This is a genomic window from Thermodesulfobacteriota bacterium (assembly GCA_035325995.1).
Classification (GTDB): domain Bacteria; phylum Desulfobacterota_D; class UBA1144; order Nemesobacterales; family UBA2774; genus JADLGH01.
The window spans coordinates 32,151-44,199 of the sequence record DAOKYU010000008.1 but is presented as its reverse complement, the minus strand read 5'-3'; the positions used below and the strand labels follow the sequence as shown (position 1 = coordinate 44,199).

Here is a 12,049-nt window from a genome sequence, read left to right as displayed (position 1 = left end):
CGCTCACGCGCTTATGGAAAAGGACATGACAGAACAGAACGGAAAGGACGTACGCTCGGCGATATTACTCGTACACTGCCCCGACAGAAAGGGGCTCGTATCCGCGATCACCGAGTTCATATTCAAGAACGACGGAAACATAATTTATCTCGACCAGCACGTGGACACGCAGGAGAAGGTGTTCTTCATGCGCGTCGAGTGGGACCTGACGAACTTCAGCATACCCCCGGATAAGATAGGCGAGTATTTTCAGACGCTGATCGCGGAAAGGTTCGGCATGAAGTGGAGCCTTTATTTTTCGGACTACGTCCAGAAGATGGCGATATTCGTGTCGAAGATGCCGCACTGTCTTCACGATATATTGTCGCGGTCCCAGTCCGATCAGTGGAACGTCGAGGTGCCGCTCATAATCAGCAACCACGAGGACCTGGAGCCCGTGGCGCGCGCGTTCGGCATTAATTTTCACGTGACGCCGAACGTGAAGGAAGACAAGGCGGCCGCCGAGAAAAAGCAGATGGAGCTCTTGAAAGAATACGACATAGACTTCGTCGTCCTGGCGAGGTACATGCAGATACTGAGCGGTGATTTCGTGTCGCAGTATCCCCACAGGATAATAAACATCCACCACTCGTTCCTGCCGGCATTTCCAGGGGCGAGGCCGTATCATTCGGCGTACGAGAGGGGAGTGAAGATCATCGGCGCGACGAGCCATTATGTGACCGCGGAGCTCGACGCGGGGCCGATAATAGACCAGAACGTCGTCCGCATCACGCACAAGGACAGTGTCGAGGACCTTATACGAAAGGGGCGCGACCTGGAGAAGGTAGTGCTGTCGCAGGCCGTGTGGTATCACCTGAAGAGGAAGATCCTGGTCTATGGGAACAGGACGCTGATCTTCGATTAGCGAGATTGCCGCGCGCCGTTTCGCTGCTCTGCCAGCAATGACGTGTAAACCTCCCACCCCCCCTTTTCCCAAGGAGGGATTAGAAGACAAATAATTCTAACAAATTGCTTGTGGAAATGGATTCCCGATGTATAGGCAAATTTTGAGCGGTACTGGATAAACGTCGAAGATTTATGTGGAGGCGTCCGATTCCTCGCTCGCTCGAAATCGTTGGGAATGACAGATTGAATGTACCCCCCACTATAGTCCCCCCCCTGAAAAAAGAGCTGCGCGCTATTTATACTCGGTGATTTCGAGAAGGATGCCGTCGGGGTCGTGGAAGTAGCAGAGCATCTTGTGGCCGGCGTCGTGCGTGACGACGGTTTCGGGGACGATGACCGGGTCGCCGAGGAGCTTTACCCCGGCGTCTTTGAGCTTCCGGGCGGCTGCGTGAATGTCGTCTACCCTGAAGGCTATGTGCCGGATGCCGACAGTGTTGGCGAGGGAGTTTGCGGGTATCGATTCACCCGAGGGGGTTTTATAGCAGAGGAGCTCGATGCGGGGCTCGCCCGCGGGCGCGATTATGAAGGCGACGTCGGCGACGACGCCTTTGAGTCCCACTATCTTTTCTATCCAGTCGCCTTCCAGATGCGCGCGCTTCGATTCATGGAACCCGAGTAGCTCTGTATAGAACCTGACTGACCTTTCGAGGTCGGAGACTACGAAGTTGATGAGGTCGATTGAGAGGATCATTTGCCGATTATGAACAGTACATTGATTTTTTATTTGGACACGATTTAAAACTTGAGATCAATAAGATCTTCAGAAAGTTTCCCGCCCCAAAGATCCCTTCGCATCGCCAACACGGTATTTTTAAACAATGAAACCGAAGGATTTAAAATAAAAGCATGAGTTGTTCTGAGAACTTCGTCAGAAGCAAATAGAATCATGTTGTACCATTCAGTTTTTAGTTCTTCCATTAATTCTTCATAAGAAGCAAAATCGCGACCATGCTTTCTGAGATTGTGTATTTCTTTTTCAAAATCTAACGAAGCATACATAAGCAGAACAATACACTTATATCGAGTTTCCTTAAATTCTTGTTTCTGTAATTGGGCTTGGTTTTTTCTTTCCAACAGAATTCGAACATAATTCCCTATGATTCCCCCAATTCCTAATAATCCCAACACAGCGACAATATTGTCTAAAGTGGGAAAAGTCATAGTCAATGCCCTTCGAATTTGATTTTTCTGTCTTTGAGCGCGCGGATGGCTTTCTGGAGGCCGGAGAGCGTCAGCGGGAACATGCGGTCGTTCATGAACTGCTTGACCATGCCTATGGACTCGGTGTATTTCCACTGCGGGACGGGGACGGGGTTGAGCCAGACGATGTCGGGGTAGCGGGTCTTCAGGCGGTCGAGCCAGACGAAGCCGGCCTCGTCGTTGTTGTGCTCGACGCTGCCGTTCTGATACAGGAGCTCGTAGGGAGACATCGACGCGTCGCCCACGATTATGACCTTGTAGTCGCTGTTGTACTTGTTGAAAACCTCGAACGTGGGTATCGCTTCCTGCCACCTTCTTTTATTGTTCTTCCAGACGAATTCGTAGAGGCAGTTGTGGAAGTAGTAGTATTCAAGATGCTTGAACTCGTATTTTGCTGCGGAGAAGAGGCGCGAGCACAGCTCGATATGATCGTCCATCGAGCCGCCGATGTCGAGGAAGAGTAAAACCTTTACGTTGTTCTTTTTCGCCGGGACCATTTCGATCTCGAGAAAGCCGGCGTTGCGCGACGTTTTGTCTATCGTTTTATCTAGGTCGAGCTCTTCCGAAGTTCCTTCGCGTGTGAGTATGCGGAGGCGGCGGAGGGCCATCTTCATGTTCCTCGTCTGGAGCTCGACGGAGTCGTCGAGGTCCTTGAATTCGCGCTTGTCCCACACCTTGACCGCCCTTCTGTGGCGGCTCTCGTCCTGCCCTATCCTGATGCCCTCGGGGTTGTAACCGTAGGCGCCGAAGGGGGACGTGCCTCCCGTGCCTATCCACTTGCCACCGCCCTCGTGGCGTTTCTTCTGCTCCTTCATTAATTCCTTCAGGCGCTCAAGGAGCTTGTCGAGGCCGCCCATCCCTTTTATGAGCTCCTTCTCTTCGTCCGTAAGCGCGTTGACGAAGCTCTTCCTGAGCCATTCCTCGGGTATCTTCATGAACTCCTCGGTGTCTATTTTTTCGACGCCTTCGAAGAAATAGCCGAAGAGGAGATCGAATCTGTCGAGGTGATGCTCGTGCTTTATGAGGGACGTGCGGGAGAGGTAGTAGAAATCGTCCACGCTGTACTCGCCTATGCCTTCGTCGAGCGCTTCGAGGAGGGTGAGGTACTCCTTTATGGTTACCGGTATGCCGTCGTTTTTAAGAAGCAGAAAAAAGTCGAGAAACATTTCTCACCTTCGTGAATCGAATTGCGCCCGCCTACGGCGGCCTGTATCAGCGCCTGAACCTGAGCCTGATGCGGGAAAGGAGGTCGTGGTCCTGCTCGTTCTTTAGGAGCGCGCCCGCGTAGGGCGGAAGGCTTTCGGAGAGATCCACCGCGCCGAGCTCGGACTCCGTGATCTTCCCGACCATGAGGAGCTTTAGCCAGTCTATTAATTCGCTCGTCGAGGGCTTCTTCTTGAGGCCGTCGATCTCGCGGAGGTCGTAGAAGATATTCATGGCGTTTTCGATGAGCTTCCCTTCGAGCTTCGGGTAGTGAACCTTTACTATGGCCTTTAACGTTTCTCTGTCGGGGAAGCTGATGTAGTGGAAGAAGCATCTCCTTAAGAATGCGTCGGGGAGCTCCTTTTCGTTGTTGGACGTGATGATGATTATCGGGCGCTCCCTGGCCCTTATGGTCTTTCGGAGCTCGTAGCAGTAGAACTCCATGCGGTCGAGCTCTAACAGAAGGTCGTTAGGGAATTCGATGTCCGCCTTGTCGATCTCGTCGATGAGGAGCACTATCTGCTCTTCGGATTCGAAAGCCTCCCAGAGCTTCCCTTTCTTTATATAGTTCGCGATGTCGTTGACCCTGTCGTCCCCGAGCTGGGAATCGCGGAGTCGGGAGACGGCGTCGTATTCGTAGAGCCCCTGCTGCGCCGTCGTCGAGGACTTTACGTGCCACGTGATGAGCTCCTTTCCGAGGGCCTCGGCCACCTCGAACGCGAGCATCGTCTTGCCCGTGCCGGGCTCGCCCTTTATGAGGAGCGGGCGCTGAAGTGTTATCGAAGCGTTTACGGCGAGGTTAAGGTCCCGCGTCGAGATATAATTTTCCGTGCCTTCGAATCTCATATATTAAGCCCCGTGAGTATTTTAGATTTTGTTGGTTTTACGGTTGTGGACCTGCTCTTCCCCGACCGGCTCTAAACCCCTTAAGTAGTAGAAATTATACTTTTTATGAGCGGGTTAGGCAAATACCGGCGGCCCCGGGAAGATGCGCCCGCCGTGGCCGGGCTTTTATATTTTATCGGACGGGTTCTCGTCGTCGGCGTGAAACGGGGGAGCGCTGAGCACGCAAAGGCGGTTCTTTTCCGTTGCTTTAATGACTCTGTGGTGAATGCCATTCGAAACTACCGCGAGCTCGTTCGCAGATAATGATTCCGTCCACGTCCTGCCGGATTCGGGGTCGTAAAATTCGAGCTCGAGCTCGCCGTCGAGGACGAAATATATCTCGTCGAATGTTTTGTGAAAGTGAGCCGTCGTGGGGTTTATATCGATCGCGACGGCGACACCGAGCTTGTCGTAATCGCCGCCGAGAAGGATTTCGCGTATCTCGCCGCAAAATGGCGAATGGACCACGACGTGGTCGGCGAGCTTTTTCGTAAGCATATTACTCCCCCGTTCAACTGTTATCAGAAACACATATTAAACCCGAACGCAGGATGATGTAAGCTATTTTTCCGTCACACGTTCGAGGATGCTGTAGACCCTGCCTACCATTTCCCGCGCATCTTCCATGAATCCGGCCGCGACGAGGGCGTTGTCGAAAATCTGCTCGGCGACGAGCTTAGCAGTTTCGGGGTCTTTGTCCCTGAGCACGGAAAGCCCCTCGATGAGCTTGTGCGCGGGGTTGAGCTCGAGGTTAATCGAATTCTCGATTTTGCCTTCACGCTGTATCGCCTTCATCATCCGGCGCATGGAGGGGGTCATGAACTTGTCTGCATTGAGAGCGACCGCCGGGCTGTCGACGAGGCGCTTACTCATGACGACCTCGTTCACCCTGTCCCCGAGGACGTCCTTGAACCACGCAGTGAGCGCCTTCGCGTCCTCTTCCGAGACCTTGCTCTCCGGCGCTTTTCCATCGTCGCCGAAATCGATCGATGCGTTGTCGGCCGAGACGAGCTCTTTATCGTCGTACTTTCCGAGGCTCGTCATAACGAATTCGTCTACGGGTTCGTAGAGGTAGAGGACTTCGAGGCCGCGGGCCCGGAAGGCCTCGATGTGCGGGCCGGCCTCGAGGATTTCGCGGCCGGGGGCGTAGAGGTAATAAATCTCTTTCTGGCCGTCCTTCATACGGGCGGCGTATTCTTCGAGCGTCGTGAGCTTGCCTTTTTCCGTCGCCGAGGATTCGTAGCGGAGGAGCTTTGCGAGCTGATCCCTGTTTTTGAGGTCCGCCGCTATTCCTTCCTTGAGATATATAGAGAACTTCCTGTAGAACTCTTCGAATTTCGCCGGGTCCTTCTTCGCCTCGTCTTCGAGGAATTTTATGAATCTCCCGGTGATGACCTGCCCTATTCTTTTCGTCAGCGCACTGTCCTGCATGCTCTCGCGCGAGATGTTGAGCGGGATGTCGGAGCTGTCGACGACACCTTTAAGGAACCTGAGCCAGTCGGGGAGGAGGCCGTCGGGTTTCGGATCGATGAGGATTCTTCGCGAGTAGAGGCTGACGCCCGGGTCTACCTTGCCGAAGCCCCACCTTTCGGGGTTCTCGCCGGGAACGAAAACGAGCGCATTTATTTCGAGCGGGGCGTCGGAGCTGAAGTGGAGCCTGTAGAGAGGGTCGTCGAAGGCGCCCGCCTGGAACTTGTAGAACTCGTTATATTCCTCGTCCGCGATCTCGGATTTGTTCCGCGTCCATAGGGGCTGGACGGTGTTCACCTGCTCGCCGTTGAGCTTTATCGGGAACTGGACGAAGCTGGAGTAGTGCGTGAGCACGTCGCGGACGCGGTCGGCGTCGGCGAATTCCTTTGCGTCTTCCTTTAAATGGGCGACTATCTTCGTGCCGCGCCTCTCGCCCGATATGGTTTCGATCTCGTAGGAGCCCGCGCCGCTACTTTTCCAGAGGAGGCTCTTCCCGTCCTTCCGCCAGTCGTGCGTGTGGACCTCGACGGAATCCGCCACCATGAAGACGCTGTAGAACCCGACTCCGAACCGGCCGATGAGATCGGGGTCCGCCCTGCCCTCTTCCCTTACGGCCTTTAAAAACGCCTTCGAGCCGGAGTGGGCTATCGTGCCGAGGTTTTGGACGAGGTCTTCTTCGCTCATGCCGACGCCGTGGTCTTCTATGGTGATGGTGTTCTCCGCCTCGTCGGTCCTGATGTTGATTTCGAGAGGGAGCTCCTCGTCGTAAATGTCTTTTTCGGTGAGCTGTATGTGGCGTAGTTTTTCGAGGGCGTCGGAAGCGTTGGAGACGAGCTCGCGTATGAAGACTTCCTTGTCCCTGTAGAGGGAATTTATTACGATGTCGAGCACCTGCCTGACTTCGGCCTGGAACTCGTGCTTTCTCGGTGACTGCTCTGTCATTTTAAGATTATTCCTCCGGTGATTCCTTGCACGGACTCGGGTATGAAATTCAAATAAAAAATAGTCACGGGCGCCGGAATTTCAAGGGCTGGATGTTGAAATATGGAGCTGCCGTGCGGCGAGGCGGGAAGCCGTTAAGCCGGCGTATCGATGTCTGTATAGAGGGTGACCTCGCCCGTGACGAGATCGTACTTTCCGCCGACGACCCTGACCGTGCCGCTTTTAATGAGCGGGGTCAGTATGGGGGAAGCCGTTTCGATCTTCTTGACGCTCAGCCTGACGTTTTCCATGACGGAGTTTTGGAGGAGGTCGCCCGGCATTTTCGCGGCGCTCCTAACGGCGGGGGTTATGGTGTCGATTATCGAGGCTATAGAGCCGGGGAACTCCACGCCCGTCTCGACGGCCTGAACCGCCGCCGTGACCGCCCCGCACCTGCTGTGCCCGAGGACCATGACGAGGTTAGCGCCGAGGGTCGCGACGCCGTATTCGATGCTGCCGAGTATGCCGTAGTGAGGGGGGTTGACTATGTTGCCGGCGATCCGGATGACGAAGAGGTCTCCTATCCACTGGTCGAAGACTATCTCCGGCGAGACGCGGGAATCGGCGCATGAGAGTATGACGGCGAAGGGGGTCTGCTCGTCGGCGACTTCCATCCGGCGCTCGGGGGTTCTTTCGACGGTGCTCTCTTTCATGGTGCCTATGAAGCGCCTGTTGCCGTCGATGAGCTCGGCGAGGGCGTCCTGCCACGAAAGCGGGCGCTTCAGCCGCCCGCCCTCGGGGTCGCGCGAGCGGGGGAGGCCGCCCCAGAGCTTAAAGGATTCGTCCTTTATTCGGCCGGGCCCGCCCTGTCCGGGCGTTTTGCCCTTCCCTTCCTTCTCGTCTTCGCTCATGCCGCCCTCCTCGTCTTATTCTACTCGTTCACCCCTTGCAGAAAAGGTGTAGATGCACGCCCCCGGCCGCTCTATTTATTAACCTGAATATTGTATAATGTCCACTCGTACGAAACCCCGGATAGCCAGATGAAAAGAACGAGAAGCGTAATGCAGTACGTCTGCCAGGAGTGCGGGAACCCGTCGCCGAGGTGGCTCGGGAAGTGCCCGGAGTGCGGGAGCTGGAATTCCTACGTCGAGGAGACCGTCGAGAAGGCGAAGAGCCCGGCACGGCGCGCCCGGACCGAGGGGCCGCGTCCGATTTCCGCGATATCGAGTGACAGGGAGGCGCGCATACCGACCGGGAACGGGGAGCTCGACAGGGTGCTCGGCGGGGGGTTCGTTCCGGGCTCCGTGATACTCGTGGGCGGGGACCCGGGAATCGGGAAATCGACGCTCGCGCTTCAGATGCTGAATTACGTGAGCGAGAGGGTGAGCCGGGGCGGCGCGGGCGAGCACAGGTTCCTTTACGTGACGGGCGAGGAATCCCCCGTGCAGGTGAAGATGAGGGCCGAGAGGACGGGCGTTTCGTCGGGGGACGTATACGTGCTGACCGAAACGTCCGTCGAGGCGATACTGCAGGAGATGGAAAAGCTCGCGCCGGAGATAGTCGTTATAGACTCGATACAGACTATGTTCACCGAGACCTTCGCCTCGGCTCCCGGAAGCGTCGGGCAGATAAGGGAATCGACCGCGCGGCTCATGCAGTTTGCGAAGTCGAGCGGGACGGCGGTGTTTTTAATCGGGCACGTGACGAAGGAGGGGACTATAGCGGGGCCGAAGGTCCTGGAGCATCTCGTGGATACCGTGCTTTATTTCGAGGGCGGGAAGGACCATCCGTACAGGATACTCAGGGCGGTTAAGAACAGGTTCGGCTCGACGAACGAGATAGGGGTTTTCGAGATGCTGGACTCGGGACTCCGCGAGGTTACGAACCCGTCGGAGATATTCCTCTCCGAGAGGCCGTATAACGCGTCGGGCTCGGTAGTGACGCCGAGCATGGAGGGGACGCGGCCTATACTCGTCGAGATACAGGCGCTCGTGTCGCCGTGCGGGTTCGGCGTCCCGAGGAGGACGACCATAGGGCTCGACAACAGCCGTGTGTCGCTCCTCCTGGCCGTACTGGAAAAGAGGGCCGGGCTCCAGATACTCGGGCAGGACGTGTTCATGAACGTCGCCGGGGGCGTCAAGATAGAGGAGCCCGCGATAGACCTCGCGATATGCCTCGCGCTCGTGTCGAGCTTTCTGAATAAGCCCTTCGACCCGGGGGTCGCGGCCTTCGGAGAGATAGGGCTCGCGGGAGAGGTGAGAGGCGTATCCCACGCCGACATGAGGATAAACGAGGCGCGGAAGCTCGGGTTTAAAAAATGCGTCCTCCCCCGCATAAACCTTGACAGACTCAAGCCCGGAGACGATTCTATTGCCCTTATCGGGGTCGATTCCGTAGAGGGCGCGGTAGAGGAATTCTTCTAGCCCTGCCGGACGAGCCATTAGGGATAATCCATGACAAACAACAGCAACAAAGCGCCGATAGGCGTATTCGATTCGGGCATAGGCGGGCTTACCGTCGTCCGGGAGATAGCGGCGAGGCTCCCGGGAGAAGACATAATATATCTCGGGGACACTGCGCGGGTGCCGTACGGGACAAAATCGGGAAGAACCGTCGTCACGTATTCGCGGAACAACGCCGCGTTCCTCGTGTCGAAGGGTGTGAAGATGGTCGTCGTCGCGTGTAACACCTCGTCGGCTGTGTCGCTCCCGAGCCTTACGGGGGAATTCGCCGTGCCCGTCGTAGGCGTGATAGAGCCGGGGGCGCGGAAGGCGGCCGCCGCAACGAAGACAGGGCGGGCGGGCGTCATCGGGACGCCGTCCACCATAAAGAGCTCGGCCTACAAGAGGGCCCTCGAAGCGGCGTCGCCGGGGATTACGGTGTATACGCAGGCGTGCCCCCTGTTCGTGCCGCTGGCCGAGGAGGGGTGGACGGAGGAGGACATAACGGAGCTCGCGGCCGAGAGGTACCTCGCGTCGATGAGGAAATCCGGGATAGACGTCCTCGTCCTCGGGTGCACGCATTACCCGCTCTTAAAGAAGACAATCAGGAAGACCATGGGGGACGGTATTACGCTAGTCGATTCGGCCGAAGAGACGGCCAGGGAGATCGAGAAGGTCCTTGCGGAAAGGGGCATGCTCAACCCGCAGACGGGCCCGTCTTCGAAGCGGTACTACCTTACGGACGTTTCCGATACGTTCGTTTCAGTCGCCGGAAGGTTCCTCGGTGAAAAAATAGAGAAAATCGAGATGGTGGATATAACGGGGGCGGCCGTTTAGACCGCCCCGCGCTATTGGTTGTTTATCTTCAGCTTTGAGAAATAAGGCTCTTAACTTTAGCCGTGAACGGCGGGAGCACGTCGAAAAGATCGCCCACTATGCCGTAGTCGCATTTCTGGAATATCGGTGCTTCGGGGTCCTTGTTTATAGCGACGATGACCTTCGAGGAGCCCATTCCGGCGAAGTGCTGCACAGAGCCGGATATGGCGATTGCGATGTAGAGGTTGGGCGACACGGCCTTGCCCGTCTGCCCGACCTGCATGTCGTAGGGGCAGTAGCCCGCGTCGACCGCCGCCCTCGTGGCGCCGACCGCCGCGCCGAGTATGTCGGCGAGCTCGTAGACGTGCTTGAAGTTCTCCTCGCTTCCGAGCCCCCTTCCGCCGGAAACGACCCTGTCGGCCTCGGTGAGCTCGGGCCTGTCGGATTCCTTGGCCTTTATCTCTATAACCTTCGTTTTGATGTCGCCGGGGTTGATCGCTACAGCCTCGTTTATGACCTCGGGGGTCTTCGGGTCTTCGACGGCTTTAAAGGAATTCGGCCTTACCGTCGTCATCATCGGATAATGATCGAGGAAGAGCTTCGTCGGTATCGCCTTACTCGAATGGGAGAAGCGTTTTATTTGAAGCTTCTTGTCGTCGGTGGCCTCTACTTCTATGGCGTCCATGGTTACGCCGGCGCCGACGCGCGCGGCGACCCCGGGGAAGTAGTCCTGCCCGAAGACGGTGTTGCCCGTCATGACCACGGCCGGCTGATATTTTTTTATGAGCTCTGAAAGAGCTATCGTGTAGCCTTCGGTGTTAAAATCCTTTAGAGTTTCGTTTTCGACGACGTAGACCTTTTCGGCCCCGTATTTGCCGAGCTCGCCCGCGAGGGAGGATACGTTCGCGCCGATAAGCACGCCGCAAACCGGCCCGCCGAATTTACCCGCGAGCTTCGCCTTCGCCTCGGACAGGGCCTCGAACGTGACCTGCCTTATGCTGCCGTCGATTTTGAGGTCTGCCACTACCCAGATTTCGCTGCTCATTTGATTCCTCCTGAATGTGTTTATGAGGCCCTATATGACCTTGGCCTCTTCCCTTAAGAGCTTTACGAGCTCTTCGGCCGCGTTCTCGACTTCGGCGCCCTTGACCATGGGCTCGTCCTGCCCCTTTATGATCTTGAGCTTCCTCTGAATCTCGGGGACCTTGATCTCGACCGTCCTGACCCGGGCCCCGGCCTTGCCGAGGGAATCCGCCGTGAGGCCGAGCTCTTCGAGGTTGATGTCGCCTATGGCGACTTCCTTTAGCGGCTTCTTCTTGGCCTTCATGATGCCGGGGAGGGATGCGTATCTGGGCTCGTTCATGGCGTCGGGGCAGGTGATGAGGCACGGGAGCTGGACCTCGACGACCATGTGACCGCCGTCGATTTCCTTCTGGCAGACCGCCTTTTTGGCCGCCGGGTCTATATCGACCACCTTGCTCACGAGGGAGACGTGCGGAATGCCGAGCTCTTCGGCTATCTGGACTCCGACCTGGCCGGATTCCTCGTCGATTATCTTCATGCCCGTGAAGATGACGTCGAACTCGCCCGATTTTTTGATCTCGCCGGCTATGACCTTGCCAACCGCGAAGGAGTCGATGTCGGAGAAGCTGTCGTCCGCGATATGTATTGCGCTGTCGGCGCCCATTGCGAGTGCCTGACGTATCGTCTCCACTACCCTTGCCGGGCCCATGGATACGATTACCACTTCACCGCCGTGCTTTTCCTTGGTTTGAATCGCCTCTTCGACCGCGAACTCGTCGTAGGGATTCATGATCCACTTCATGCCGCTCGTGTCCACGGAATCGCCCGACGAGGATACTTTGATCTTGGCTTCCGTATCTTGTGTCTGGCTGACAACTACGAGAATCTTCACCTTTAGCGTACCTCCGTTATGAAAGTTGACTGCAAATACGATAAAGCGTATTTATGGAAAGATGATTACTTCAGAGCATTTCGGTCCAACCTGGTTTAGCACTGCCGGAACTCTTTCCAACCCCGACGTGGTGTGTAACTTCCCGGCGCTCGAACGGAAAAACGCCCTCCCCCCTCGAGTCCGAAAGGGTACTTTATTATAAATATTGACCTTTCCTTGTCAAGACGAAAATGAACACGGTTTTCAAGATAAA

General features: G+C 56.3%; 12 protein-coding genes. 3 read left to right on the top strand and 9 right to left on the bottom strand.

Features of this window, described 5'->3' with window-relative positions:
* Positions 1–25 precede the first annotated feature (25 nt).
* Positions 26–904: a formyltetrahydrofolate deformylase gene (purU, locus tag PKC29_11215; protein HML95988.1), complete on the top strand. Its 879-nt coding sequence runs from the start codon at positions 26–28 to the stop codon at positions 902–904.
* A 273-nt stretch (positions 905–1,177) separates the two neighbouring features.
* Here purU and PKC29_11210 read toward each other — a convergent pair whose 3' ends face one another.
* From PKC29_11210 to PKC29_11180, 7 genes are all read right to left on the bottom strand, one after another.
* Positions 1,178–1,636: a VOC family protein gene (locus PKC29_11210; GenBank protein ID HML95987.1), complete on the bottom strand. Its 459-nt coding sequence runs from the start codon at positions 1,634–1,636 to the stop codon at positions 1,178–1,180.
* Positions 1,637–1,680: 44 nt separating this feature from the next.
* Positions 1,681–2,106 (bottom strand): hypothetical protein, encoded by a 426-nt coding sequence (locus PKC29_11205; GenBank protein ID HML95986.1) that lies wholly within the window; start codon positions 2,104–2,106, stop codon positions 1,681–1,683.
* Between the two features lie 2 nt (positions 2,107–2,108).
* Positions 2,109–3,311, bottom strand: a complete 1,203-nt coding sequence (locus PKC29_11200; GenBank protein ID HML95985.1) for a VWA domain-containing protein — start codon at positions 3,309–3,311, stop codon at positions 2,109–2,111.
* A gap of 46 nt (positions 3,312–3,357) precedes the next feature.
* Positions 3,358–4,194: a MoxR family ATPase gene (locus tag PKC29_11195; protein HML95984.1), complete on the bottom strand. Its 837-nt coding sequence runs from the start codon at positions 4,192–4,194 to the stop codon at positions 3,358–3,360.
* Positions 4,195–4,359: 165 nt separating this feature from the next.
* Positions 4,360–4,731: a hypothetical protein gene (locus tag PKC29_11190; protein HML95983.1), complete on the bottom strand. Its 372-nt coding sequence runs from the start codon at positions 4,729–4,731 to the stop codon at positions 4,360–4,362.
* 63 nt (positions 4,732–4,794) lie between these two features.
* The gene (gene htpG, locus PKC29_11185) at positions 4,795–6,645 is read right to left on the bottom strand and encodes a molecular chaperone HtpG (protein ID HML95982.1); all 1,851 of its coding nucleotides are present in this window, start codon (positions 6,643–6,645) and stop codon (positions 4,795–4,797) included.
* Positions 6,646–6,779: 134 nt separating this feature from the next.
* Positions 6,780–7,535: a carbonic anhydrase gene (locus tag PKC29_11180; GenBank protein HML95981.1), complete on the bottom strand. Its 756-nt coding sequence runs from the start codon at positions 7,533–7,535 to the stop codon at positions 6,780–6,782.
* Positions 7,536–7,664: 129 nt separating this feature from the next.
* Between PKC29_11180 and radA the strand changes: the two genes are divergently transcribed.
* Together radA and murI are read left to right on the top strand one after the other, a co-directional pair.
* The gene (radA, locus tag PKC29_11175) at positions 7,665–9,047 is read left to right on the top strand and encodes a DNA repair protein RadA (GenBank protein HML95980.1); all 1,383 of its coding nucleotides are present in this window, start codon (positions 7,665–7,667) and stop codon (positions 9,045–9,047) included.
* Between the two features lie 30 nt (positions 9,048–9,077).
* Complete coding sequence (gene murI / locus PKC29_11170; GenBank protein ID HML95979.1) at positions 9,078–9,902, top strand: glutamate racemase; 825 nt, start codon at positions 9,078–9,080, stop codon at positions 9,900–9,902.
* Between the two features lie 28 nt (positions 9,903–9,930).
* Here the strand turns inward: murI and PKC29_11165 are convergent, their stop codons facing one another.
* Together PKC29_11165 and PKC29_11160 are read right to left on the bottom strand one after the other, a co-directional pair.
* Positions 9,931–10,926: an electron transfer flavoprotein subunit alpha/FixB family protein gene (locus PKC29_11165; protein ID HML95978.1), complete on the bottom strand. Its 996-nt coding sequence runs from the start codon at positions 10,924–10,926 to the stop codon at positions 9,931–9,933.
* Between the two features lie 30 nt (positions 10,927–10,956).
* Positions 10,957–11,796, bottom strand: coding sequence for an electron transfer flavoprotein subunit beta/FixA family protein (locus tag PKC29_11160; GenBank protein HML95977.1), 840 nt, complete (start codon positions 11,794–11,796; stop codon positions 10,957–10,959).
* Positions 11,797–12,049: the final 253 nt, after the last annotated feature.

What these genes read in the sequence shown, in the direction of transcription:
- purU (HML95988.1), top strand. Translation starts at nt 26, where the DNA reads ATGACAGAACAGAACGGAAAGGACGTACGCTCGGCGATATTACTCGTA.
- PKC29_11210 (HML95987.1), bottom strand. Translation starts at nt 1,636, where the DNA reads ATGATCCTCTCAATCGACCTCATCAACTTCGTAGTCTCCGACCTCGAA.
- PKC29_11205 (HML95986.1), bottom strand. Translation starts at nt 2,106, where the DNA reads ATGACTTTTCCCACTTTAGACAATATTGTCGCTGTGTTGGGATTATTA.
- PKC29_11200 (HML95985.1), bottom strand. Translation starts at nt 3,311, where the DNA reads ATGTTTCTCGACTTTTTTCTGCTTCTTAAAAACGACGGCATACCGGTA.
- PKC29_11195 (HML95984.1), bottom strand. Translation starts at nt 4,194, where the DNA reads ATGAGATTCGAAGGCACGGAAAATTATATCTCGACGCGGGACCTTAAC.
- PKC29_11190 (HML95983.1), bottom strand. Translation starts at nt 4,731, where the DNA reads ATGCTTACGAAAAAGCTCGCCGACCACGTCGTGGTCCATTCGCCATTT.
- htpG (HML95982.1), bottom strand. Translation starts at nt 6,645, where the DNA reads ATGACAGAGCAGTCACCGAGAAAGCACGAGTTCCAGGCCGAAGTCAGG.
- PKC29_11180 (HML95981.1), bottom strand. Translation starts at nt 7,535, where the DNA reads ATGAGCGAAGACGAGAAGGAAGGGAAGGGCAAAACGCCCGGACAGGGC.
- radA (HML95980.1), top strand. Translation starts at nt 7,665, where the DNA reads ATGAAAAGAACGAGAAGCGTAATGCAGTACGTCTGCCAGGAGTGCGGG.
- murI (HML95979.1), top strand. Translation starts at nt 9,078, where the DNA reads ATGACAAACAACAGCAACAAAGCGCCGATAGGCGTATTCGATTCGGGC.
- PKC29_11165 (HML95978.1), bottom strand. Translation starts at nt 10,926, where the DNA reads ATGAGCAGCGAAATCTGGGTAGTGGCAGACCTCAAAATCGACGGCAGC.